This window comes from Bacillus sp. FSL W8-0629 (genome assembly GCF_038593225.1).
In the GTDB taxonomy this organism is placed as follows: domain Bacteria; phylum Bacillota; class Bacilli; order Bacillales; family Bacillaceae; genus Bacillus; species Bacillus altitudinis.
Genome location: NZ_CP151975.1, coordinates 2,567,176 through 2,591,406, shown reverse-complemented (window position 1 = coordinate 2,591,406; position 24,231 = coordinate 2,567,176). Strand labels below are relative to the sequence as shown.

The 24,231-nt window shown below is 41.1% G+C and carries 31 protein-coding genes and 1 riboswitch; of the genes, 28 read left to right on the top strand and 3 right to left on the bottom strand.

The features are described from left to right. The 7 genes from NSQ17_RS13430 to NSQ17_RS13400 all read left to right on the top strand — a co-directional run bounded on the left by NSQ17_RS13430 (position 1) and on the right by NSQ17_RS13400 (position 8,239). The gene (locus tag NSQ17_RS13430; RefSeq protein WP_017358245.1) at positions 1-780 is read left to right on the top strand and encodes an enoyl-CoA hydratase; all 780 of its coding nucleotides are present in this window, start codon (positions 1-3) and stop codon (positions 778-780) included. A gap of 31 nt (positions 781-811) precedes the next feature. Further along, positions 812-1,585, top strand: coding sequence for an electron transfer flavoprotein subunit beta/FixA family protein (locus NSQ17_RS13425; RefSeq protein WP_035391188.1), 774 nt, complete (start codon positions 812-814; stop codon positions 1,583-1,585). 44 nt (positions 1,586-1,629) lie between these two features. After that, a complete protein-coding gene (locus NSQ17_RS13420) occupies positions 1,630-2,607 on the top strand; it encodes an electron transfer flavoprotein subunit alpha/FixB family protein (protein ID WP_017358243.1) in 978 nt (325 codons plus the stop codon). A 75-nt stretch (positions 2,608-2,682) separates the two neighbouring features. Beyond that, entirely contained in the window at positions 2,683-4,161 is a 1,479-nt protein-coding gene (locus tag NSQ17_RS13415) for an alpha-N-arabinofuranosidase (RefSeq protein ID WP_326110786.1), read from the top strand. Positions 4,162-4,407: 246 nt separating this feature from the next. Beyond that, the gene (trxA, locus tag NSQ17_RS13410) at positions 4,408-4,722 is read left to right on the top strand and encodes a thioredoxin (RefSeq protein WP_007501629.1); all 315 of its coding nucleotides are present in this window, start codon (positions 4,408-4,410) and stop codon (positions 4,720-4,722) included. 139 nt (positions 4,723-4,861) lie between these two features. Continuing rightward, positions 4,862-6,634: an excinuclease ABC subunit UvrC gene (gene uvrC, locus NSQ17_RS13405; RefSeq protein ID WP_041506756.1), complete on the top strand. Its 1,773-nt coding sequence runs from the start codon at positions 4,862-4,864 to the stop codon at positions 6,632-6,634. Between the two features lie 61 nt (positions 6,635-6,695). Further along, positions 6,696-6,873, top strand: a riboswitch (Lysine riboswitch). 130 nt (positions 6,874-7,003) lie between these two features. Beyond that, the gene (locus tag NSQ17_RS13400; RefSeq protein WP_342467521.1) at positions 7,004-8,239 is read left to right on the top strand and encodes an aspartate kinase; all 1,236 of its coding nucleotides are present in this window, start codon (positions 7,004-7,006) and stop codon (positions 8,237-8,239) included. A 168-nt stretch (positions 8,240-8,407) separates the two neighbouring features. Here NSQ17_RS13400 and NSQ17_RS13395 read toward each other — a convergent pair whose 3' ends face one another. Further along, positions 8,408-8,851: a YslB family protein gene (locus NSQ17_RS13395; protein WP_008345974.1), complete on the bottom strand. Its 444-nt coding sequence runs from the start codon at positions 8,849-8,851 to the stop codon at positions 8,408-8,410. 283 nt (positions 8,852-9,134) lie between these two features. Here NSQ17_RS13395 and NSQ17_RS13390 point away from each other — a divergent pair, with 283 nt between their 5' ends. From NSQ17_RS13390 to NSQ17_RS13370, 5 genes are all read left to right on the top strand, one after another. After that, positions 9,135-9,743 carry a succinate dehydrogenase cytochrome b558 subunit gene (locus NSQ17_RS13390; protein ID WP_007501622.1) on the top strand — a complete coding sequence of 203 codons (609 nt, stop codon included), beginning with the start codon at positions 9,135-9,137 and terminating at the stop codon, positions 9,741-9,743. Between the two features lie 37 nt (positions 9,744-9,780). Further along, complete coding sequence (gene sdhA / locus NSQ17_RS13385) at positions 9,781-11,541, top strand: succinate dehydrogenase flavoprotein subunit (protein WP_008345971.1); 1,761 nt, start codon at positions 9,781-9,783, stop codon at positions 11,539-11,541. A 1-nt stretch (position 11,542) separates the two neighbouring features. After that, positions 11,543-12,307 carry a succinate dehydrogenase iron-sulfur subunit gene (gene sdhB / locus NSQ17_RS13380; protein ID WP_008345969.1) on the top strand — a complete coding sequence of 255 codons (765 nt, stop codon included), beginning with the start codon at positions 11,543-11,545 and terminating at the stop codon, positions 12,305-12,307. A gap of 122 nt (positions 12,308-12,429) precedes the next feature. Beyond that, positions 12,430-12,888, top strand: a complete 459-nt coding sequence (locus tag NSQ17_RS13375) for a thioesterase family protein (protein WP_073413707.1) — start codon at positions 12,430-12,432, stop codon at positions 12,886-12,888. Between the two features lie 72 nt (positions 12,889-12,960). After that, the gene (locus NSQ17_RS13370; RefSeq protein WP_125589921.1) at positions 12,961-13,677 is read left to right on the top strand and encodes a biotin--[acetyl-CoA-carboxylase] ligase; all 717 of its coding nucleotides are present in this window, start codon (positions 12,961-12,963) and stop codon (positions 13,675-13,677) included. Between the two features lie 143 nt (positions 13,678-13,820). Here the strand turns inward: NSQ17_RS13370 and NSQ17_RS13365 are convergent, their stop codons facing one another. Then, entirely contained in the window at positions 13,821-14,951 is a 1,131-nt protein-coding gene (locus NSQ17_RS13365) for a PrpF domain-containing protein (protein WP_342467520.1), read from the bottom strand. A 135-nt stretch (positions 14,952-15,086) separates the two neighbouring features. Between NSQ17_RS13365 and NSQ17_RS13360 the strand changes: the two genes are divergently transcribed. The 5 genes from NSQ17_RS13360 to NSQ17_RS13340 all read left to right on the top strand — a co-directional run bounded on the left by NSQ17_RS13360 (position 15,087) and on the right by NSQ17_RS13340 (position 19,219). Beyond that, entirely contained in the window at positions 15,087-15,947 is an 861-nt protein-coding gene (locus tag NSQ17_RS13360; RefSeq protein WP_144679840.1) for a LysR family transcriptional regulator, read from the top strand. A gap of 155 nt (positions 15,948-16,102) precedes the next feature. Next, complete coding sequence (locus NSQ17_RS13355) at positions 16,103-17,419, top strand: citrate:proton symporter (RefSeq protein WP_342467519.1); 1,317 nt, start codon at positions 16,103-16,105, stop codon at positions 17,417-17,419. Positions 17,420-17,624: 205 nt separating this feature from the next. After that, entirely contained in the window at positions 17,625-17,804 is a 180-nt protein-coding gene (locus NSQ17_RS13350) for a LuxR C-terminal-related transcriptional regulator (protein WP_059374661.1), read from the top strand. Between the two features lie 157 nt (positions 17,805-17,961). Further along, complete coding sequence (locus tag NSQ17_RS13345; RefSeq protein WP_342467518.1) at positions 17,962-19,065, top strand: AimR family lysis-lysogeny pheromone receptor; 1,104 nt, start codon at positions 17,962-17,964, stop codon at positions 19,063-19,065. A gap of 19 nt (positions 19,066-19,084) precedes the next feature. Beyond that, positions 19,085-19,219 carry a hypothetical protein gene (locus NSQ17_RS13340; RefSeq protein WP_260858150.1) on the top strand — a complete coding sequence of 45 codons (135 nt, stop codon included), beginning with the start codon at positions 19,085-19,087 and terminating at the stop codon, positions 19,217-19,219. Positions 19,220-19,444: 225 nt separating this feature from the next. On the opposite strand, the gene NSQ17_RS13335 is transcribed toward NSQ17_RS13340, so the two are convergent. Continuing rightward, on the bottom strand, positions 19,445-19,873 hold the full coding sequence (locus NSQ17_RS13335; protein ID WP_342467517.1) for a helix-turn-helix transcriptional regulator: 429 nt from the start codon (positions 19,871-19,873) through the stop codon (positions 19,445-19,447). A 170-nt stretch (positions 19,874-20,043) separates the two neighbouring features. On the opposite strand from NSQ17_RS13335, the gene NSQ17_RS13330 reads away from it, so the two are divergent. The 11 genes from NSQ17_RS13330 (at position 20,044) to NSQ17_RS13280 (ending at position 24,156) form a co-directional block, all read left to right on the top strand. After that, a complete protein-coding gene (locus tag NSQ17_RS13330) occupies positions 20,044-20,247 on the top strand; it encodes a helix-turn-helix transcriptional regulator (RefSeq protein WP_342467516.1) in 204 nt (67 codons plus the stop codon). An 81-nt stretch (positions 20,248-20,328) separates the two neighbouring features. Continuing rightward, complete coding sequence (locus NSQ17_RS13325) at positions 20,329-20,481, top strand: hypothetical protein (protein WP_169738191.1); 153 nt, start codon at positions 20,329-20,331, stop codon at positions 20,479-20,481. Positions 20,482-20,561: 80 nt separating this feature from the next. Then, a complete protein-coding gene (locus tag NSQ17_RS13320; protein ID WP_342467515.1) occupies positions 20,562-21,410 on the top strand; it encodes a phage replisome organizer N-terminal domain-containing protein in 849 nt (282 codons plus the stop codon). Then, positions 21,352-22,215, top strand: a complete 864-nt coding sequence (locus tag NSQ17_RS13315; protein ID WP_342467514.1) for an AAA family ATPase — start codon at positions 21,352-21,354, stop codon at positions 22,213-22,215. Before NSQ17_RS13320 ends, NSQ17_RS13315 begins: the two co-directional genes overlap by 59 nt. A 107-nt stretch (positions 22,216-22,322) precedes the next feature. After that, entirely contained in the window at positions 22,323-22,478 is a 156-nt protein-coding gene (locus NSQ17_RS13310) for a hypothetical protein (protein WP_167550613.1), read from the top strand. Beyond that, positions 22,475-23,002, top strand: a complete 528-nt coding sequence (locus tag NSQ17_RS13305) for a hypothetical protein (RefSeq protein ID WP_342467513.1) — start codon at positions 22,475-22,477, stop codon at positions 23,000-23,002. Before NSQ17_RS13310 ends, NSQ17_RS13305 begins: the two co-directional genes overlap by 4 nt. A 108-nt stretch (positions 23,003-23,110) precedes the next feature. Further along, entirely contained in the window at positions 23,111-23,251 is a 141-nt protein-coding gene (locus tag NSQ17_RS13300; protein WP_142395349.1) for a BH0509 family protein, read from the top strand. A 15-nt stretch (positions 23,252-23,266) separates the two neighbouring features. Continuing rightward, a complete protein-coding gene (locus tag NSQ17_RS13295; protein ID WP_342467512.1) occupies positions 23,267-23,440 on the top strand; it encodes a hypothetical protein in 174 nt (57 codons plus the stop codon). A gap of 70 nt (positions 23,441-23,510) precedes the next feature. Continuing rightward, positions 23,511-23,720: an XtrA/YqaO family protein gene (locus tag NSQ17_RS13290; protein ID WP_035701916.1), complete on the top strand. Its 210-nt coding sequence runs from the start codon at positions 23,511-23,513 to the stop codon at positions 23,718-23,720. Positions 23,721-23,753: 33 nt separating this feature from the next. After that, the gene (locus tag NSQ17_RS13285; RefSeq protein WP_342467511.1) at positions 23,754-24,014 is read left to right on the top strand and encodes a hypothetical protein; all 261 of its coding nucleotides are present in this window, start codon (positions 23,754-23,756) and stop codon (positions 24,012-24,014) included. Next, positions 24,004-24,156 (top strand): hypothetical protein, encoded by a 153-nt coding sequence (locus NSQ17_RS13280; RefSeq protein ID WP_186437305.1) that lies wholly within the window; start codon positions 24,004-24,006, stop codon positions 24,154-24,156. The genes NSQ17_RS13285 and NSQ17_RS13280 overlap by 11 nt, the downstream gene beginning before the upstream one ends. The last annotated feature ends 75 nt before the right edge of the window (positions 24,157-24,231 follow it).

Here is a 24,231-nt window from a genome sequence, read left to right as displayed (position 1 = left end):
ATGGAAAAAATACTTAGCTTACACCAAGACGAACAGACAGCACTCATCACGATTCAACACCCACCTGCAAATGCCTTATCCTCTCAGCTTCTCACTGAACTCAACGACATGTTTGATCAGCTTGAACAAAACAGTGAAGTGAGAGCTATTGTCATTCATGGAGAAGGTAGATTTTTCTCAGCAGGTGCTGATATTAAAGAATTTACGACCTTGCAGGAAGAATCTGATTATGCCAGCCTTGCAGACAGAGGACAGCAAGTGTTTGAACGAATTGAACAATGTCCAAAACCGGTGATTGCTTCCATTCACGGGGCAGCATTAGGCGGCGGGCTTGAGTTGGCGATGTCGTGTGATATTCGAATCGCAACAAAAGATGCAAAGCTGGGACTGCCGGAATTAAATCTCGGTATTATCCCAGGATTCGGCGGAACGCAGCGCCTGCCTCGCTATGTTGGATCAGCTAAAGCACTTGAAATGATGGGAACAGCTGAGCCGATTACAGGAGAAGAAGCATTTGCCTGCGGACTTGTTTCAAAACTTGCGGAAACAGAGGAAGAAGCGCTGGAAACAGCCAAAACATTGGCGGCGAAATTTGCAGCGAAAAGCCCTAAAACGCTTGAGTATGTGCTTGAGTTATTGAATGCGACAAAAGTGTACTCATATGATGGCGGAATGAAGCTGGAAGCCAAAAAGTTTGCTGAGGTGTTCCAGTCGAATGATGCCAAAGAAGGCATCCAGGCTTTTATCGAAAAGCGCAAACCGAATTTTAAAGGGGAATAAGGGATTAGTACGACACAAGGGGGAGAAATGAATGAATATTTTTGTTTTAATGAAGCGTACGTTTGACACGGAAGAGAAAATCTCTATTCAGTCTGGTGCTATTCAAGAAGATGGGGCAGAGTTCATTATTAATCCTTATGATGAGTACGCAATTGAAGAAGCGATTCAGCTTCGGGATGAGCACGGGGGAGAAGTAACGGTCGTGACAGTTGGCAATGAAGATGCGGAGAAGCAGCTTAGAACAGCACTTGCAATGGGCTGCGATCAAGCCGTTTTATTAAATGTTGAAGATGATTTGGAGGAGTGGGATCAGTTTTCCGCTTCTACGATTCTATATCACTATTTCAAAGATAAAGAAGCTTCCTTAATTTTAGCAGGGAATGTAGCGATTGACGGCGGGTCTGGACAGGTGGCCCCGCGTCTTGCTGAATTACTCGGCTTTCCATATGTCACAACCATTACAAGTATTCAAATTGACGGCGGCTCAGCTTCAATTGAGCGAGATGCAGAGGGGGATGTGGAAGTGATTTCTGCCGAGCTCCCGCTAGTGGTCACCGCGCAGCAAGGTCTCAATGAGCCTCGTTATCCATCGTTACCAGGCATCATGAAGGCAAAGAAAAAGCCTTTAGAAGAATTAGAATTAGACGATCTAGATCTAGATGAAGACGATGTGCCATATAAAATCAAAACCATTGAACGTTTTTTACCGGAGAAAAAAGAGGGTGGCAAGGTGCTGAGCGGCGAGCTTCAGGATCAGGTCAAGGAACTGACAGACCTGCTAAGAAATGAAGCAAAAGTCATCTAAACATCCACTTTACGATATCACGAGAACAAGGGGGAGCTTAAAGGATGAGTAAAAAAGTTGTTGTACTTGGAGAAAGTCGTGACGGTAAATTAAGAAATGTGACTTTTGAAGCGATTGCTGCCGCTCACGAGGTGGCTGATGGCGGTGAAGTGATTGGCGTTTTAATAGGGGATCACGTCAAAGACCAAGCGGATGAACTGCTTTATTATGGAGCGGATCATGTGATGATCGTTGAGCACCCGCATCTTTCTTATTATACGTCTGATGGTTTTGCGCAGGCGCTTCAAGCAATATTAGATCAAGTCAATCCTGATGCAGTGCTGTTCGGTCATACATCGATCGGAAAAGACTTGTCACCAAAAATAGCTGCACGCCTGCAAACAGGATTAATTTCAGATGCAATAGATGTAAGCGTTACCGGTGAACATCTTGTTTTCACTAGACCGATTTATTCAGGAAAAGCTTTTGAAAAAGTCATTTCAACAGATCGTCTGCTTTTGGCTACTATCCGTCCAAACAACGTGGCACCGCTGGAGCGTGATGCGTCACGCAGCGGAGAAGTGACGCCAGTTTCTGTCGATATTCAAAACCTAAGAACGATCGTGAAGGAAGTCATTAAAAAAACATCAGAAGGTGTAGATTTATCTGAAGCGAAGGTCATTGTCGCAGGAGGCAGGGGGGTCAAGAGCAAAGAAGGCTTTGAACCGCTGAAAGAACTTGCCCAAACGCTTGGCGCAGCAGTCGGTGCCTCGCGTGGTGCATGTGACGCTGACTACTGCGATTATGCCCTGCAAATTGGTCAAACCGGTAAAGTGGTCACACCTGACCTTTACATTGCCTGCGGGATTTCAGGAGCTATTCAGCATTTAGCCGGTATGTCCAACAGTAAAGTCATTGTTGCGATCAACAAAGACCCAGAAGCTGAAATCTTCAAAATTGCCGATTACGGAATTGTCGGTGACTTATTCGAAGTCGTTCCGCTTTTAAATGAAGAGTTAAAAAAGATGAATATCCATTCTTAACGCTCATACACTCAGAATGCCTAGGTATTCTGGGTTTTTTTGTATGTCATCACGAAACAAAGGAGCGGTTTACAAGTGAATGGGACAGTAAAAGTGAATGAAGTGATTGGACGCATTTCTAAACACATCTATGGACACTTTCAAGAGCATTTAGGAAGAGGAATTTATGACGGCATTTGGGTAGGGAAAGACTCATCGATTGACCATATTGAGGGGATTCGTACCGATGTACTAAAGGCACTTCAAGCCTTACATATCCCGGTGCTGAGGTGGCCGGGCGGCTGTTTTGCAGACGAGTATCATTGGGCAAACGGCGTCGGTGATCTGAGTGAACGAAAGCCGATGGTGAATACTCATTGGGGTGGCACCGTTGAATCAAATGCGTTTGGTACACATGAATTTATGAGACTGTGTGAATTACTTGAATGTGAGCCTTATATTTGTGGAAACGTTGGAAGCGGCTCTGTTCAAGAATTAGCAGAATGGATTGAATATATCACATTTCCTAAAGGGACACCTATGTCGGATTGGCGGATTCAAAATGGAAAACAAGAACCGTGGGAGCTGACGTATGTTGGTGTAGGCAATGAAAGCTGGGGATGTGGTGGAAATATGACGCCAGAGTATTATGCAGACTTATATAAACGCTACCAAACGTATGTGAGAGAGTTTGCTGGTCAGCGCATTTACAAAATCGCATGTGGTGCGAATTCAAATGATGTGAATTGGACAAAAGTGTTAATGGAGCTTGCAGCGCCATGGATGGATGGGCTCAGTTTGCATTACTATACGGTCCCAGGAACATGGGAGAAGAAAGGGTCAGCGACTGATTTTGATGAGGATGAGTGGTTTACAACGCTGAAAAAGGCGTCTGAAATGGAGCGGCTTGTTGTAGATCACGGAGAGATCATGGATCGTTATGACCCAGACAAGCGAATCGGGATGATTATTGATGAATGGGGGACATGGTATGATCCAGAACCGGGGACAAATCCAGGGTTTTTGTATCAGCAAAACACATTAAGAGATGCTCTAGTCTGTGCCTTGCATTTTCATATTTTTCATCGCCATTGCCAGCGGATTCATATGGCGAATATTGCCCAGACCGTCAATGTGCTGCAAGCGATGGTGTTAACGCAGGACGAAAAGATGCTCCTGACACCTACCTATCACGTATTTCATATGTTTCAAGTGCATCAAGAAGAAGAAGCGCTTGAAGTAGAATTGAATGTCCCTTCATATGAACGCCGGGGTGAAAAAATCCCTCAAGTCAGTGTGTCAGCCTCGCGGTCATCTGATAAGATGCATATTAGTTTATGTCATGTGAATCCCCATGAAAAAGCAGACGTATCTCTAGCGATAGAGGGAATCGATGCAAAAACGAAGGTCACTGGCCGTGTGCTGACTGCTGATCGGATGAATGCGCACAACACGTTCGATGATCCTCATTCCGTTCAGCCTGCGGACTTTCGGCAATTTGCTGTTAAGCACGGCGAGCTGACTATTGATCTGCCGCCTATGTCGGTTGTAATGTTGACCGTCGATCTGGCTTGATCGCATATTTCAATGTTTGATGAGAAGAATGTTGGGGCATCATACATTGTAAATGAAGCGGAAAGGGAGTCATGTCATATGCTTAGAACCATTCTGATGATCATCGGTGCGATTGTTGTTATTGGTGCGATCATACGGTTTGTTTTTTAATTCATTTCATAAAAAATGATTCGTAAGCATTTCATTCGCAAGTCACATTGGTAGATGCTATACTAAAAAGCATAATTTACATTGGAGGAATGAATAATGGCAATCGTAAAAGCTACTGACGCAACATTTTCACAAGAAACTGCAGAAGGTGTTGTTCTTGCAGACTTTTGGGCACCTTGGTGCGGACCTTGTAAAATGATTGCTCCAGTTCTTGAAGAACTTGATCAAGAAATGGGCGATAAAATGAAAATTGTAAAAATTGATGTGGATGATAACCAAGAAACTGCTGGTAAATACGGCGTTATGAGTATCCCAACACTTCTTGTTTTAAAAGACGGTGAAGTCGTCGAAACGTCTGTTGGTTTCAAACCAAAAGAAGCATTAGCTGAGCTTGTAAACAAACATCTATAAACCGATCGATGCCCGCGTGGCATGATCTCAAAAGCGGTTCTCGTATAGTCGAGAGCCGCTTTTCTTTCATCGTGGTATAAAACAAATGTTCGTGATACACTAGAAGGAGTGAAAGAGGAAAACAAGGACGGATGAAAATATGAACAAATTGATCAAAGAAAAGCTGTCAGTCTTACCTGATCAACCAGGCTGTTACTTAATGAAAGATAGACAAAATACGATCATTTATGTGGGAAAGGCAAAGGTATTAAAAAATAGGGTCCGCTCTTATTTTACAGGATCTCATGATGCCAAAACGCAGCGGCTTGTCAGTGAAATCGAAGACTTTGAATACATTGTCACCTCTTCAAATATTGAGGCACTTATTTTAGAGCTGAATTTAATCAAAAAATATGACCCGAAATACAATGTCATGCTCAAGGATGACAAAACGTATCCTTTTATTAAAATTACGAATGAACGTCATCCTAAGCTGATTGTCACCCGCAATGTGAAAAAGGATAAAGGGAAATACTTCGGTCCATATCCAAATGTACAAGCAGCAAGAGAAACGAAAAAGCTGCTCGACCGTTTATATCCACTTAGAAAATGTGCGACACTCCCTGACCGAGTCTGTCTTTATTATCATCTTGGACAATGTCTTGCTCCGTGTGTGTATGACATTTCTGAAGAAACGAATAAACAGCTCGTCGACGAAATCACAAGATTTCTAAACGGAGGACATCAGCAAATCAAGAAAGAATTAACAGAAAAGATGCAAGAAGCGGCCGAACAATTAGAGTTTGAGCGGGCAAAAGAACTGAGAGATCAAATCGCATATATTGACTCAACGATGGAAAAGCAAAAGATGACGATGAGTGACTTATCTGATCGTGATGTGTTTGCCTATGCTTATGATAAGGGCTGGATGTGTGTCCAAGTCTTCTTCATCAGACAGGGGAAATTAATCGAACGTGATGTCAGCCTATTTCCGATGTATCAAGACCCTGAGGAAGAATTTCTCACGTTTATGGGGCAGTTTTATGAAAAAAACAACCACTTTCTGCCGAAAGAAATTTTGGTGCCGGACAGCGTCGATCAAGAGATGATTGAGCAATTGCTTGAAACGAATGTTCATCAGCCGAAAAAAGGAAAGAAGAAGGATTTGCTTTTACTCGCCCACCAAAACGCCAAAATCGCTCTCAAAGAAAAGTTCTCGCTTATAGAGCGTGATGAAGAACGGACAATTGGTGCAGTGGAGCAGCTTGGCGATGCACTCAATATTTATATGCCATACCGGATTGAGGCGTTTGATAACTCCAATATCCAAGGAGCAGACCCCGTATCCGCTATGGTTGTCTTCCAAGACGGGAAGCCGTATAAAAAAGAGTACCGAAAATACAAAATTAAAACCGTTGAGGGGCCCGATGATTATGCTTCCATGCGTGAAGTCATTAGAAGGCGGTATACCCGGGTGTTAAAGGATGAACTGCCGCTTCCTGACTTGATTTTAATCGACGGAGGAAAAGGACAAATCAACGCAGCCATAGATGTGCTCGAAAATGAATTAAATCTGTCTGTTCCTGTGGCAGGTCTAGTGAAAGATGAAAAACACAGGACATCGAATCTTATGATGGGTGATACGCTTGAAATTGTTGCGCTCGAACGGAATAGTCAGGCCTTTTATTTATTGCAGCGTATTCAAGATGAAGTGCACCGATTTGCGATTAGTTTTCACCGGCAGCTGCGCGGGAAGAATGCATTCCAGTCTATTCTAGACGATGTCCCAGGTATCGGGGAAAAGCGCAAAAAGCAGTTACTTAAACATTTTGGCTCTGTGAAAAAGATGAAAGAAGCCTCTATCCAGGATTTTCAGGACGCTGGTATTCCGAAACAAACGGCTGAACTTTTAATGGAGGCATTAAAAAAATAGATTGTACTTTTTCCAAAAGTCTGTTAAGATGTGACTAATTTAATAAATGAACGTGTTGTTTGTTGAAGATAGAGGTGCGAACTTCAAGAGTAAGCCTTCAGAGATCGAGGGGATCTAGGAAGAGGGCTGAAAGGGGAGCGTCGCCGAAGTGAATAAAATCCACTCATTTTATTCGCTGGCTGTACATTGAAGAAATGTAGGGCTGTCAAGAATTCATTTCTTGGAGGGCTATCTCATTGTTTGCATCGTTGATGATGATTTTAAAGCAATGGGAGATTTGTTCTCTCATTGCTTTTTTATTTGCAGTGAACAGAGCAGTCTCCGCAGCCTCTTCTCTCACACGTGATCTTTTGAAAAAGGGTGGTAGACATGGGACTAATTGTACAAAAATTTGGTGGAACATCTGTTGGATCGACAGAAAAAATTCGCAATGTCGCAGAGAGAGTCATCGCTGAACGCGAGGCAGGAAATGATGTGGTCGTGGTTGTGTCTGCGATGGGCAAATCAACGGATGTTCTAGTAGACCTAGCGAAAGAACTCACAGATGATCCAAGCAAAAGAGAAATGGATATGCTACTGACAACTGGTGAGCAGGTGACCATTTCATTATTAGCGATGGCGCTCCAAGCAAAAGGTTATGATGCCATTTCCTTTACAGGCTGGCAAGCTGGGGTGAAAACAGAGAAGGTGCACGGAAATGCAAGAATCGTGGACATCGATGAAGCAAGAATCCAAGAAGAACTGAGTACGGGAAAAGTCGTCGTTGTAGCAGGTTTCCAAGGAATTGCGGATGATCTACATATTACAACACTTGGGCGTGGTGGATCAGATACGACAGCAGTGGCACTAGCTGCGGCACTCAAAGCGGACAAATGTGATATTTATACGGACGTACCAGGTGTGTTTACAACAGATCCTCGTTATGTACCGTCTGCGCGAAAACTTGCAGGAATTTCATACGATGAAATGCTTGAGTTAGCCAATTTAGGAGCAGGTGTGCTGCATCCGAGAGCGGTCGAATTTGCGAAAAATTATCAAATCCCACTAGAAGTCCGTTCTAGTATTGAAAATGAATCGGGTACGTTAATTGAGGAGGAATCATCCATGGAACAAAATTTAGTTGTAAGAGGCATTGCATTTGAAGATCAGATGACACGCGTGACGGTATGCGGCCTTTCAAGCGGTTTAACAACGCTATCGACTATTTTTACGACACTTGCAAAGCAAAATATCAATGTCGATATCATCATTCAGTCTGTCACAAGCACCAATCAGACCTCCATCTCTTTCTCTGTGAAAACGGATGATTTGTCTAAAACAGTTGAAGTATTAGAAGAATACAAAGGTGCGCTTGGTTATGAGCAGATTGAGACAGAAAGCAAATTAGCCAAAGTATCCATCGTGGGTTCTGGTATGGTTTCAAACCCAGGCGTTGCGGCTGAAATGTTCGCTGTATTAGCTCAAAAAGACATTCAAGTGAAAATGGTCAGTACGTCTGAGATCAAAGTCTCCACAGTCGTTGATCGTGAAGATATGGTGAAAGCGGTAGAAGCCCTTCATGATGCGTTTGAATTATCAAAGGTGAGCGCCGCTGCTCATTCTTAAATCTTCAAAAGAGGTGTATTCCGTAAAAAGATACACCTCTTTTTTATATTGGAAATCATCAGCATATGAAGAAAGAAAAACGTGCGTAAACCGTTACGCCAACTGTGCTATGATAGAAGGGTATATAAAAAAGGCGTGACACGAAGTCATCGCCTTTCATAAACAGTGTTAGCTAGGGTCTCTTAAATCCCATTTAACGGTTAAAATGACTTTATCAGCACGCTTTTTTACTTGTTCATAGGATTCAGCCACGTGCTCATTGAGAAGCTGAATCTGTTCAGCGATAAAACCTGCTTCCATTTGAAAGCATGGCTCCTTTTGGTAGCTGAGTCGATTCGATACAAGTGGACCTTCGAGCTCAAACTCAATTTCCTGTTTTTTAGAATGGACCATCGTGAGAGTTCCCCATCCGGCATCATGGAAAAATTCGGGGATCTTTTCCCATGACTCTTGAGGAAATTTACGAGCAAGCAGTTTACCCGCAAAATACATCATAGATGAATGATCCTGACCAAGAATGTCAGGCAGCAGAACTTCGCGTATCAGCTCGTAGGCAAATCCATTGACTTCAATTTCTTTTAGCTGTTCTAAGTTAGATTCGAATTTATTCATTGTATGGCTCCCCTCTTTCAACAATTTATTATAGCTTATGTGGGCATATGATGACAGAGTTTTCCCTGAAGTCTAAGAAATTCTTATTGTAGTAAAACGAATTTTGATTTAAAACTTTTAAATTTCGGAAAATTTTAATTTATGTACGCGGTTTCTTGACGCTTTTTTGACATAGGAGTAAAATGAAATTGTCAATAAATTTGAATAAAGTGCTTACAATTGAAAGAAGCGGGGGTAAGACAATTTTCAAGCAATTGCACTTTTTTTACTAGGGGGTAAAGTAATGTCGGGGAACAAAGAATTTTTTTATCGGAGATTGCATTCTTTGCTTGGCGTCATTCCGGTCGGTCTATTTTTAGTACAGCACTTAGTGATTAACCACTTTGCGACGAATGGACCAGAGGCGTTTAACAAAGCTGCACACTTTATGGAACAGCTTCCATTCAGATATGCACTTGAGCTGTTCGTGATTTTCTTACCACTGATCTATCATGCTGTTTATGGGGTGTACATAGCCTTTACGGCACAAAACAACACGTCTCGCTTCAGTTACTTAAGAAACTGGTTGTTCAGACTGCAACGGATTACAGGTATCATCACATTGATTTTTGTCACTTGGCACGTATGGGAAACACGCATTCAAGCGCAGCTTGGAGCTGAAGTAAACTATGACATGATGGCGAATATTTTAAGCTCTCCATTTATGCTAGGTTTCTATATTGTCGGCGTTTTATCTACTATTTTCCACTTTGCTAATGGCTTGTGGTCATTTGCTGTCAGCTGGGGAATTACAGTTTCACCACGCTCACAAAGAATCTCCACATATGTGACATTAGGTATATTTATAGCGCTTTCATATGTAGGGCTAAGAGCAATTTTCGCTTTTGTTTAAGAGGAAATAGATTAGTAGAAGAGGGAGAGGGGCTACAATGAGTAATTCTAGCATCATCGTTGTCGGAGGCGGCTTAGCTGGTCTCATGGCAACTATCAAAGCAGCAGAAGCGGGAACAGCTGTTAAACTATTTTCAATCGTACCTGTGAAACGTTCGCATTCTGTTTGTGCACAGGGCGGAATTAACGGAGCGGTCAATACAAAAGGTGAAGGAGATTCACCTTATGAGCATTTTGATGACACGGTATATGGCGGAGACTTTTTAGCTAACCAGCCGCCAGTAAAGGCAATGTGTGAAGCAGCGCCGTCCATTATCCACTTACTTGATCGTATGGGTGTAATGTTTAACAGAACACCAGAAGGATTACTGGACTTCCGCCGTTTCGGGGGAACACAGCACCACCGTACAGCATTTGCTGGTGCGACAACAGGTCAGCAGTTATTATACGCACTAGATGAGCAGGTTCGCCGTTATGAAGTAGCGGGTCTTGTGACGAAATATGAAGGCTGGGAATTCCTTGGCGCTGTCTTAGATGACGAGGAAGTATGCCGAGGCATTGTCGCACAGAACTTGACGACAATGGAAATCGAATCCTTCCGTTCAGATGCTGTCATCATGGCAACAGGCGGCCCTGGTATCGTATTCGGTAAATCAACGAACTCCATGATTAATACCGGATCAGCTGCATCGATCGTTTATCAGCAAGGTGCTCATTATGCTAATGGAGAATTTATTCAAATTCACCCAACAGCGATCCCAGGAGATGACAAGCTGCGTCTCATGAGTGAATCAGCTCGTGGTGAAGGTGGACGTGTTTGGACATATAAAGACGGAAAACCTTGGTACTTCCTTGAAGAAAAGTACCCAGCATACGGGAACCTTGTACCGCGTGACATTGCAACGCGTGAAATTTTCGACGTATGTGTGGAGCAAAAGCTTGGCATCAACGGAGAGAACATGGTGTACCTAGATCTTTCTCACAAAGATCCAAAAGAGCTTGATATTAAGCTTGGTGGAATCATTGAAATCTATGAAAAATTCATGGGTGATGACCCGCGTAAGCTTCCGATGAAAATTTTCCCGGCTGTTCATTATTCAATGGGCGGATTATGGGTTGATTATGATCAAATGACGAATATCAAAGGCTTGTTTGCTGCCGGAGAATGTGATTACTCTATGCACGGCGGAAACAGACTTGGTGCAAACTCATTGCTTTCTGCGATTTACGGCGGAATGGTTGCTGGACCAAATGCTGTGAAATACATTAGCGGTCTTGAAAAGTCTGCAGAAGATTTATCATCTGCAACATTCGACAGTGCCGTGAAGAAAGAGCAGGAGAAATGGGACAACATCCTTAGCATGGATGGCACAGAAAATGCATATGTGCTTCATAAAGAGCTTGGAGAATGGATGACGGATAACGTTACAGTGGTTCGTTACAACGAGAAGCTCTTAAAAACAGACCAGAAGATCGAAGAACTAATGGAACGCTATAAGCATATTAACATCAACGATACAGCTTCATGGAGCAACCAAGGCGCTGCCTTCACGCGTCAGCTTGACAACATGCTTCAGCTGGCACGCGTCATTACGATTGGGGCTTACAACCGGAATGAAAGCCGAGGCGCACACTATAAACCGGAATTCCCAGAAAGAAACGATGAAGAATTCCTAAAAACAACGATGGCTACGTTCAAAGGGAAAAACCAAAAACCTGCATTCCACTATGAGGACGTCGATGTATCGTTAATTGCACCTCGTAAACGAGATTACTCGAAGAAAAAGGTGGAGAAATAAGATGAGTGAAAAAAATACGATTCAATTTATTATCACACGTCAAGATACAGCAGATGGCAAGCCTTATGATGAGGAATTCGAAATCCCTTACCGTCCGAATATGAACGTCATTTCCGCACTCATGGAAATCAGACGTAACCCGGTCAATAAAAAAGGTGAAAAAACAACGGCTATTAACTGGGACATGAACTGTCTTGAAGAAGTATGCGGCGCTTGTTCCATGGTCATTAATGGAACGCCTCGCCAGTCATGTACAGCACTAATTGACAAGCTAGAGCAGCCGATTCGTCTTCAGCCGATGAAAACTTTCCCGGTTGTGAGAGACTTGCAGGTTGATCGAAGCCGTATGTTCAATTCATTGAAAAAAGTCAAAGCATGGGTGCCGATCGATGGCACATATGATCTTGGACCTGGACCAAGAATGCCTGAGAAAAAGCGTCAATGGGCGTATGAGCTTTCAAAGTGTATGACATGTGGTGTCTGCCTTGAAGCTTGTCCAAACGTGAATGATAAGTCTTCCTTTATGGGCCCTGCACCGCTTTCACAAGTTCGTCTATTTAACGCACATCCGACAGGTGCAATGAATAAGTCTGACCGTTTAGAAGAAATTATGGGTGATGGCGGTCTTGCAAACTGCGGGAACTCTCAAAACTGTGTGCAGGCTTGTCCGAAAGGAATCCCGCTCACAACATCAATTGCAGCACTTAACCGAGATACAACATTACAAGCTTTCCGTAACTTCTTCGGAAGCGATCACGCAGAATAACATCACATTCAGTCCTCCTTGCCAATCATGATGAGTGTTTACAAGAGGCTGGATGCAAAACATAACAAACGCCTCTTCCAATAAGGGAGAGGCGTTTTGTTTGCGAATAAGGAGTGGATCAAATGAGGCTGCCGTCATATATTGAAGAACCGTTTGATGAGTGGAGGGCATCGTTTCGATTTTATGTGGAAACAACCGTCCGTTTTTCAGAAACGGATATGTTTGGTCACATGAACAATGTCACCCCGTTTGTGTATTTTGAAGAGGCGCGGATTGCCTTCTTTCAAAAAACGGGAATTGTAGATAAACGAATGAAGCGTGCGCGAGAGACGATTACGGTCGTGGCAAACCTTCAATGTGATTACATTAAGCAAGTGGAGATCGGTGAGAGACTGCGAGTGTATGTAAAGCCAGAAAAGGTTGGATCAAGCTCTCTCATCCTTCATTATTTAGGAGAAAATGAACAGCAAGAACCGTGTTTTACAGGCTCAGTCACCATGGTGCAAATAAGTAAAGATACAGGGGCACCTGTGCCGTTTACAGAAGAAGAAAAAGAGACTTTTCAGGCTCAGCGACATTAAAGGATCACGGTCACATGTTTCATTTTGTTATAATAAAAGAATCATAATGAAGAAGAAACAAAAGGAGAGCGCATGAAGATTTTTCAATACGACACCATTGATAGTACAAATAATGAAGCGAAAAGGCTTATTCAGCAAGGAGAAACCCCTTCATTTGCTGTATATGCCCGGCAGCAGACAGCGGGAAGAGGCAGGCTTGGCAGACCGTGGGAAACGCCTACAGGCAATGTGGCTGTCACGATGACAGTAAAACCGCCAGTAGATATCTCCACCCAATCAACGATTGCCCCGCTGACGGCACTCGCCATTTATGATGTACTCAAACCACTCATGAGAGTAGAGGATCAGCTGGCAATCAAATGGCCAAATGATCTATTGATTAATGAAGCGAAAGTATCTGGCACATTAATTGAAGCAGACCGCAGCGCCATTTACATCGGTGTGGGCATCAATGTAGAGACAAAGCCGGAGCACGTTCCGTATAAAACCGTTTGCCTATCAGAACTGACTGAGGTGAAAGCGGACCAGCTAGTGAAAGATTTGGCAGCGGCCTTTGAAAAATACCATGCACGCTGGCAAATGGAAGGATTTGAAGCCCTCACAGCCCTCTATAACAAACGATTATATCGGCTGAATCAACCGCTTCGTATTTCATTAGATCGTGAAAAGCAAACATGGCAGGAAGGGATTTGCTGTGGTGTGAACCGTTATGGTCATATTCAGTTAAAAGATGATCAAGGACATATAAAAGCCCATTCAGCAGGAGATATTGATGCACCGCCCAAGTAGACAATTTCTCGTTCGATGAGTGTGTAGACAAACCGTTGCATTCGATGTTAGAACGGAGTTGCTTTAAGATCTTCAAACTGAAAAAAAGACAAAGAGCTAAAATCAGTTCATTTTAGCTCTTTGTCGACATGATGACGTCTCATTTATGCTTCTCTTTTTATTTGAGGTTGAACCATGTAGTCTTTTTTTGTAAAGACCACTCCATCTAGAATTTCTCTTGCGGTTCGAATGACTTTCACTCTGTTTTGTGAGATATCAATTTCAGTTTGCATAATACCAGCAGGATGACCAATTCGAAGTGTATCATCTTGACCTTGAAACAGCTGTGCCGGAAGTGTTTGATCCATGAAACAGCTGGCTGACACACAGACAGATCCGGTAATGGCAAGTGCTTGGTGCGGTCTTTGCATCGATAGCATCCGAACGATGATGTCCATATCTGCTGCTCTTCTCAATATTCCATTTGTATCTACATAATCAGCAGGCTCGCTGATAATTGCAAGCTTTGGAACAGCTGGAGACTGTAATGTGGCCAGTTCTTTTGGTGCAAAGTGGCACATTTCAGTAGCGATGGAACGAATCTCTTCTAAATCATCCAGCAATTCGTCTGTAAACTCCTCAGGCAATTCAGTTCCTTTTAATTGAATATCTTTGGCACGGACAAAGGCGATTGGATTTGCAATGTCAACGATTGAGATCGGAATCTCTCCAAACTTTGTCTGGATCATATCCATTTTGTTTCCAGTCGGAAAGGTTTTACCTGTGACAGCGCCTTCAGGTTTCTCAAAGGATAAATAAATGGGAGAACCTGTTCCTTTCACTCCTGGAATTTCTGCCTGTCCTTCAAATTTTACTTCTCCGTTCTCGACTTCTACCTCTGCCACAATGATTTTATTCGTGTTGGTATTCAGAATACGTACTGTTGTGACAGGCTCAACTGCTTGGACAAGTCCTTTAATGATGGCATACGGTCCAACTGCTGATGAGATATTCCCACAGTTTCCTTTAAAGTCGACAAATCTTTCATTGATGCTGACTTGTGCAAACGTATAGTTCACATCCACATCTGGACGAGTGGCTTTATCGATAATGGCCACCTTACTTGTTAAAGAATTACCGCCCCCGATTCCATCAACTTGTAGCCGGTCAGGGCTGCCCATAATGTCTAATAGAAATGCTTCGAGCTCATCGTGTTCGTAAGGTGCATCATTGGCTTGAATGAAGACCCCTTTGCTTGTACCGCCTCGCATGATTGTGATTGGAACTTTTCTCATTGCTCTCACCCTCAATTGTTTAGTTACTATTTATCTAATCAAAATGGTAAAGTATAATAAGAAATAAGTTAAATACATTATTTTAAGAGAAACCGATAAATTATTTTTATAACAAGGTCAAAAGGAGGGCACACAATGGATGAGAAAGATTGGCGGTTTTTAAGGGTGCTATATGAAGAGAAGAACATCACAAAAGCGGCAGAAAAATTATTTGTCTCGCAGCCTGCCTTAAGTTATCGATTGAAACAGCTTGAAGAGGAATTTGACATGAAGCTTTTCTTTAAAAGAAAACGAGGAATTGAATTTACATCAGAGGGCGAATATTTGGCTAAATACGCAAATGACATGCTCAAGCAGCTCCAGCAAACGAAAGATGGCATGCTCAATATGCAAAAAAAGGTCAAAGGAACGATCCGACTAGGGGTGTCGAGTAACTTTGCTCAATATAAACTGCCGGAAATTTTAAGAGAGTTTTCTAAGCAGTATCCACATGTTCAATTTATGGTGAACACAGGATGGAGCACAAAAGTCATGGATTTATTAGGTACATCAAGTGTACATTTAGGGATTTTAAGAGGAGATTACGACTGGAATGGAGAGCGATTTTTGCTTGATAAAGAACGGCTTTGTATCATTTCAAAATCAGAAATACAGCTAAAGGATCTTCCTAAGCTGCCGCTCATTGACTATCACACGGATAGTTCATTAAAACGATTGATTAACAGATGGTGGCAGGAGACGTTCACGATGCCTCCGCTTGTGACAATGGAGACAGACAGGCAAGATACATCAAAAGAGATGGTGAAGCATGGTTTAGGTTATGCCATTGTCCCGGAAATTTGCCTCAGACCAAGTGATGAGCTATTTGTAAAAGGTCTTTCGTATAAAGATGGACAGCCTGTTTTAAGAGATACATGGCTCATGTACCAGCCAGATTCCCTTCATTTGTCTGTTGTGAAAGCATTCATTGAGTTTTTAAGAAGTCAGCAAGGCTAATTATAAAAAAAATTTATTGAATAGACGAAAAAATCGATATTTTCATTATAAAAAAAGCTATTATATCCTTGAAATAGAAAGCGCTAACATTTCGGGCCGCAAGTGCAAAAGGGGCGCTTGTGGATCGTGTAAAGAAGAGGATGGAGGGATATGAAGTGCTAGCTATTTTAGGGATCTTGATGGTCGTGACTTTTACATTTCTTATTATGACAAAACGTATGCATCCGGTGGTGGCTCTCACCGTTGTGCCAATCATCTTTGCATTAATCGGTGGATTTTACAGCGGATTAGGGGACATGATGCTTGATGGACTCAAGACCGTTGCACCATCTGCTGCTTTATTGTTATTTGCCATCTTATTTTTCGGTGTCATGCTGGATGCTGGATTGTTTGACCCATTGATCAAACTGATTTTACGTTTTGTGAAAGGCGATCCGGTCAAAATTGCTTTTGGGGTAGCGATTTTGTCTATGCTTGTTGCATTAGATGGTGATGGGACCACAACGTACATGATTACCGTATCAGCTATGCTTCCACTTTTCTTAAGAATTGGGATGAACCCACTGATTTTAGGGACGATTTCATTATTATCACTAGGCATTATGAGTGGAATGACGCCTTGGGGCGGTCCAGCTACTCGTGCGATTGCTGCACTTGGTTTAGATGCAGCGGAATTCTTCATTCCATTACTCCCGACGATGATAGGGGGCGGTCTTTTTATCCTTTTTACAGCGTATGTTCTTGGAAAAAAAGAACGGAAGCGCATTGGGGTAGCCGAGATTCAGTATAAAGAAGAGGTCTCGATCTCTCCTGAATTGGCGGCATCAATTGAAGATGGCGTAGCTGATATGAAGAGACCAAACTTGATTTGGGTCAACTTCTTCCTGACGATTGCTGTCATGGTCACACTTGTATTGGATATCGTACCGATTCCTGTACTCTTTCTCATTGGCTTTGTCATTGCGCTTATGATCAACTATCCAAAAGTTGAAGATCAGCGTGAGCGGATTTTATCGCATGCAGGAAATGCCTTAACGGTCATTACCCTTGTGTTTGCCGCAGGAATTTTCACAGGCATTTTTTCGGGAACAAAAATGGTGGAGTCCATTGCTAACTTGGTCATTTACATGATTCCAGATTCATACAGCTCATTTTTTCCACTCATTGTCGCTTTGACGAGTATGCCATTTACATTTGTTCTTTCAAATGATGCTTATTATTTCGGGGTGCTGCCAATCTTAGCTGAAGCCGGCGCAGCTTACGGAATTGATCCAGTGGAAATTGCGCGCGCCTCTATTATCGGACAGCCTGTCCATTTACTGAGTCCGCTTGTCGCTTCCACATTACTGCTTGTGAGTATGCTGAATAAAGATATTGGTGATTTGCAAAAGTACGCACTGCTATGGACCGTACTCACAGCCCTGTTTACAACACTTATTGCTCTTTTAACAGGAGCCATTTCGATATTTTAAAAGCTTGTTTGATAAAGGATGATGTCTCTATAGGGGACTCGTCCTTTTTTGTGCGGTTTGAAGGGAGGAAATTGGACGCCGATCTGCGGGAATTCTCGATTTTAACGTCACCTACCTCAAGTACCCGGCATATGATATCTCGACTATACAGAATCCCATTCTATAGAGACTAGAGCTCTCACCTTAGCAAGGAGGGTTACAATACTTGAAGGAGAAAGAGTTTCAATCCAAGCCGCTATTAACCAAAAGAGAAAGAGAAGTATTCGAATTGCTCGTCCAAGATAAAACAACAAAAGAAATTGCAAGCGAGCTTTTTATTAGCGAAAAGACTGTTCGAAATCATATTTCGAATGCTAAGCAAACCTTTTGCAAATTAAACCTTTAATCTAAATAACTCCGAAAGTCGTATGTTAATAAGTTACACAATAGGATTATAATTGAATTAACTTATTTATAGAGCAAAAATTCATACTTCTGCGACAATTTACGACAACATTTTTTTGTACTTCATGATAAATTTAACAATGGTAAGGTGATCATATATGACAAGTACAATCGCGAAAGACTTACGGACACATTTAAGAAACTCAATAGAAATGTCTAAAGAAAGTCAAAAACAAGTTGCAACAAAGCTGGGCATAAGCAGTAGTTATTTAAGCAAATTTTTATATGGTAAGGATGTCTCGTTCTGGATAGTTCATAAGATCATTAATTACATTGACAAAGAGAACGAAATTGAACTCATTTTAAATTATTTTAAAGAAGGCATTAGTTCTAAAAATGTTCCTGCTGCTTTAGAATATTGCTATTCTAAACAATTGTACGACTACACAAGTGTGATTGCACGAGAATACAAAAGCAAAAGGAATCCCAAGTCTCAGGAGTTGTGTGCTTTATATTCACTAATGATTGAGTCGAGGTTTACATTTGAAAGGAACGCTTTTATAGATAACCTAAGATTTTTTAAGACCACATTTTTGGAAACTGAAATCATGGGGAAGGTCTTACAAGTTTATTATTATTATTTGAATGGTCTTTATGATTTAACTATTTATACTATTGATCAAATAAATGACTTATTGTTTCAGCTTAATGATCCGTTTCTAAAAATTGCATACGGTGCTAGGTTAGATGAAATTCAAGTTAATATTTACTTAAAGCAAAAAACAGAATTAATCCAATCAAGAAAAATAGCTAACAGAATTTTGGATAGAAATTTCAGCACAGCTCACAACATTACTGCTTATCATATTTTAGGTCTTTCATATTTTCTAGAATCCTATGAACAATCAATTTCTTATTATCTTAAATGTATTGACCTTTATTCAAAATTCCCTGATAGACTGGCCGAAATAAATGAGAATAAAGAAGAAATAGTTTTTCTTCAAAAATACTGGAACAAAAGAATTAGTGATGAATTCGCAGTGAGTGAATTCGCCACGTTATTAAAAAATGATGGGGATTTAAGCAAGTTTTATCAGGATGAAAGGTATAATAAATATGCGCTTCTTTTTGATGGAATAACAGAATTGTCTTCAGAAAAGTTGCTATTATCCCATCATTATTTTTCAAAAAGCAAAGATTATTTCAGGGCAAGTTTCCCAAAAAATGAATTGAATAGAATTGGATTTAGGTATACACTCTAAGAGTTAGGGGGTGCTATACATGACTAAACGTTTCAATGTAATTGTTTTAACAGTTACACTAGGAGCAACAATAGTTGTTTCGGAAATTCACTCACTTATCACTAACAACCCAGAAACAGTATATGAAACAAAAGATGTAAGACCTGGAATGTAAATATAAGATATGAAAAAGACGCTACCTGTAATCTGGTATCGTCTTTCGTGTTTTCTGGGGAAGTTTCCTGTTTTCAAAAAATACGAAAACAGGAAATTTTCATAAATATATCCAATGCGGATTAAAACATATATAGAATGATTGTTCTTTGGAGGGAAAAGAAATGGTTATAAAATATGAAGAATTAATGGATATCATAGAAGCAACAAAAAAAGAAGATCAAAATCAATCCTCTTCAGGTGAATCATCTTCTAAAAATTTAGCCTTAGAAGCTCTGTAATTTTTAAGGGCATCTAGCATGAAATTACGCTCATCATCTGTTATTTGTTTGCCATCTGCATCTATAATGTTTGCATTTTGGATATTCTCAAGAGTTAGTTCTTTCGCGAAAACTACTTTCTCAGCTTCTTTACCCATTTTTTCAATGTCCCTCGGATCAGTTACAAAGTAAGTGGGATCAACATTGAAAAAATCTGCAAGTTTTGTCAAAGATTCCAAAGAGGGGCTCTTGATTTTGCCCGTTTCAAGTTTTGATAAATAGCCGTTACTTAAGCCAACTTCTTGAGCAAGCTTTCTAATAGACAGTTTTGGTTTATGCTCTTGTCTTAGTCTTTTTAAGTTTATTCCGATTAACTCATTTTTCTTGTTATCCATAAAATAAAGTCACCTCGATTTAACGCCACTGATTAGTAACACCAGTATTAATTATACCATGTTTAAGATTCCTATAAGAAACATTTGTGAAATTTATGGTTGCACTAAAAGCAGAAGGATGGTATATTTTACTTGTGCTTCCTATAAGAAGCATTTAGGGGGTGAAAACGATGGACCATGAAACTTCAACTTTTGCAGAAAAGATTCAAAAACTAAGGTCAGAGAGAAATGAAACTCAACGTCAATTTGGCTTGGTTACAGGGTTTTCTAGCTCTTATATTTGTAAATTGGAAAAAGGGAAAGCTAACCCGTCGCACTCTTCTTTAGTTCAACTAAGTGAAAAATTAAATTTGCCACCGGCTTATTTTTTTTAAAATGAGTGCTTCCTATAGTAATCATAATTCAAAGGGCAGTCCTATTGTCCACATTGCATATTATGTTTCGAGGTGATCTTTATGGCCAAGAAAAAGCAAAAGAGGAAAAGCAACCTTTTTCTCGGAGAAGTTTTCTTTGGAACAGAAGACAGAGAAAAACTTTTTACTGAGGCTGTGGCGCCTTATTACACACCAGTAAAAAAAGAGAAGAACAAAAAAAATAAAGAGGCTTGAAACTTTTGTTTCACCTTTTTTAAAAGGACAAGCTTTAATGAGAAAAACTATTCATAAAAAACATTAGGAGGCTTTTGAAGATGGGGGAAGTCAAATGGGTGAAACTAAGCACCCAGATGTTCGATGATGAAAAAATTAAACTCATTGAACAAATGCCTGAATCTGACACTCTGTTGATTATATGGGTTAAATTACTTGCTCAAGCAGGAAAAACTAACGCATCTGGTTTTATTTATCTAAGCGAAAACGTGCCTTACACAGACGAAATGTTAGCGCATATCTTTGGAAGACCATTAGGAATTGTTCGTATGGCTTTAGATACATTCAGGAAATTTGGCATGATAGAAATTAATGAACAGAATTATATCAGTATATGTAATTGGGAGAAGCATCAAAATTTAGATGCCCTCGAAAAGATCAGGGAAGACACTAGGAAACGAGTGGCCAAACATAGAGAAAAGCAGAAGGCTCTTGTTCTAGACACTAACAGTAACGTTACATGTGACGTTACAGTAACGCAAAGTAACGAACAAGAAAGAAGAAGTAAGAAAGAAGAAGTAAGAAAGAAGAATAAAGATATATTGTCGGGAAACCCGACAGCGGATGAACCTGAAATCCCATTCAAACTCATAACTGACCTTCTCAATCAAATGTCAAAGAAAAATTATCGTCACACCACACCAAAGACGCAGCAACTAATAAAAGCAAGATGGAACGAGGGATTCAGATTCGATGATTTTAAAAAGGTCATCTTAGCAAAATGCTTTGAATGGCGTGATAACCCTGATATGAATAAATTCCTTCGTCCCGAAACACTTTTTGGGACAAAATTCGAAGGTTACTTAAACAACAGTGATGAGGTGATAAAGCGTGCGCAGCATAAAGGCGGCAGCCGAAGTCATAACCGACAAAATGACCTTCCATTCTGATTACTGTAATAAGCATAAATACACTCGTGGCAGTGAAGATGTTGTAAAACCTGTCCGAATGATGGTGATGAATGGGAAAGTTATTTGCCCTCGATGTGAACTGGAAAAAGAGTCAAAGAAATTGCAAAAAGACTTAGAAAGTCAAATTGAATATAGCCAGCGTCAGAAGAAATTTAACACGTTGGAAAAGCGCAGTATGTTCAGGGATCGAACTGTCTCACGAGCAACGTTTGATAATTACGATGTATCTGAAACAGAAGAGACAAAGAATAAAAACCGCATGATGGATCTTGTTAAACACTTGCAACAAGGTGAGGTGTTCAACATCTTTTTGCAGGGACATCCAGGAGTGGGGAAGAGTCATCTTGCATATGCAGCACTTAGAGAACTTAATGTTCCTCCTGATCCCGACAACCCTAAAGACAACGGTCGATCCTGTTTGTTCATCAATATGGAAGATGCTGCTACGGCAATTAAAGATTCATTCAGTAACAAAGAGAGTAAGTACACAGAAGCATATGTGACACAGTTGATGGGAGAAGCCGATTTTCTCGTGATAGATGACATCGGTGCAGAAACAGGGTCAGAACATTCGGATAGTAAAGCCAGCGATTTCATTCATCGTCTCATCTACAAAGTTACATCTGCTCGGCAGGATAAAGTGACCATCTATACAACAAACCTCACTAGCGAAAAGCTGTATCAAATGTATGACAGCAAGCTAGTATCACGCATCACCCAAAAACAGCAGTACATCATTTTTAAAGACACATCGGACAAGCGTAAAGAAGCATTGCCGTTCTAAAGGAGTGTAAGCATGAACAGTATCATCACTTCCGAGAAGGTTGATAGTTTAATAGATCGGCTGCAAGCAAGTCTGAATGAGTATGAAAAACACAAGGAGGAACGAACATGAAAAAAGGCGGTAGAAAGCCCACGAGAGCCGAAAGGAAGATTTTAGTGGTAAATGGGTTAAACCCACTTTATTGGCTCGTAGAAAAGAATTTGACGACATCTGTGCACGTTGTACATAAAGAGGTCGGTCGCAGAAAGGAAATTGCAAAGTGAGTGTCACTAGAATCATTTTGGATCATGTCAATTTTGAATGGACGATCGTAGGTCTTAAACGTTTTCTTGATTATTGGTACGAAGGAAGATCGGTCGTTGAAATGGCGGAGTTATTTAACCGTCCGGCAGAAGAAGTATTGTTGCTGATGATTGATTTTTCAAAAAGAGGAAAGGTCAAGGAGCGTCCGAACGGTGTCGGCGCAAACGAGCCTATGTATATCAAAAAATGCACAATGAGCTACAAAAAAAGAGATTTACGCAAGCTGTTTGAACAACAACCGGTTTACTACGCTTGCCCGCACAGCGATTTCATATGGGATGAAAAAGACATCATTTTATTTAGACAAATGTGGCAGGACCATGAACCGATCAGACACATCGCAAATCGTTTGGTCCGCAATGTCGATGACATCCTGTTGCTGATACTTGATCAAGCAGAGTTGGGAAAGATCGAACCACGTAAAGGTGGAGTTTTTGGAAAGGAAGACAAGCATGAAAAGAAAAAGCATCCTGTTGCCATTTGAAAAAGCGACAGCACGCCAACTGGAAGTCATTGCTAGATATGAAGATTGTCCTAAACAGCTAAAGACAGCAGCCGTGCGCCACCTCAAAAAGAGGGGAGGCATTAAGTGATGACAGTTGCAGAGAGAGAATTTTTGATCGAGTGGTTGAGTCTTACAAACGGGGCTTATGGGCGGGAATATTGCGAGAAACTGACTGACGACGAGCTAGAAAGAATCTATAATCTCAACGTTCCTCAAAGGGATGAATAAATGGAGGTGAACACATTGGAAAAAGCAGCGAACCCATACAAAGCAGGTCCAGTGAAAGCGTGGGTTATGTCAGCGGATGAACTGGCAGCATATAGGCAGCAACACCCACCAAAACCATATAAAAAGAGACTCAGACGTAAAGACTGGCGTTGGCAGCGCACAGATCAATCCGTCGAGTCTCAGCGGTAAGAATTCACATCAGTTCAATGTGAGTAATTAAGCTTAGGAACCTTAATTATATCACATTGGAGTGAAGATTGTGAATAGACCGCAGACTATCTCATTAACAAAAAACGAGCCTTTCACAACATTAGTTGAACAAGGCAAGGTACAAGTGATCGTGCTGGACGGGATCAACAACACAGCGCATTACATAGAGGCTCCCGAACACGGTCACACAATCATTGAAACGATTAAAGGAAGTTTTGACAGAGTTAGATTTGATTTCAGTTATAAAACTAAACGATAGCAGGGGTTCATCCCCTGCGGGGGAGGAAATACCATGAACTTACCTAAACATGTCGAGCTTTCACAGGCTGTCAAAGCCTGCAAAAACCAAGCAATGACAATAGATGATGCAGCTGCATATATAGGCGTGCCGAAATTTTTCGTGCCGGTGCTTGCTGATTACTGTCCTGATTTGATCATCGAAGGAAATGTAGTCATGACAAAGCGTGGGTCAAACGGGCCTGTTATCTTCACGCTGCTGGCTTTCATGGGGATCATTGCTGTCGCTGGGTTGATGGGGGGACTTGGACAATAAAGAAGCAGGGATTTATTTCCCTGCTAGTGTTGGAACTAATTTTAATACAATCATCGTGATACAAACTGAGGCTAGAAAAGTAATTAAAAGATTTTCAGATTTATTTTTAGCCATTGAATTCACCACCTTTTTACAAGAATAAAAGTATTATACACTATAAAATAGAACTTGTGTTCGTATTTTGAAAATAAATTTGAGGAACGACTTAGGAGGAAAA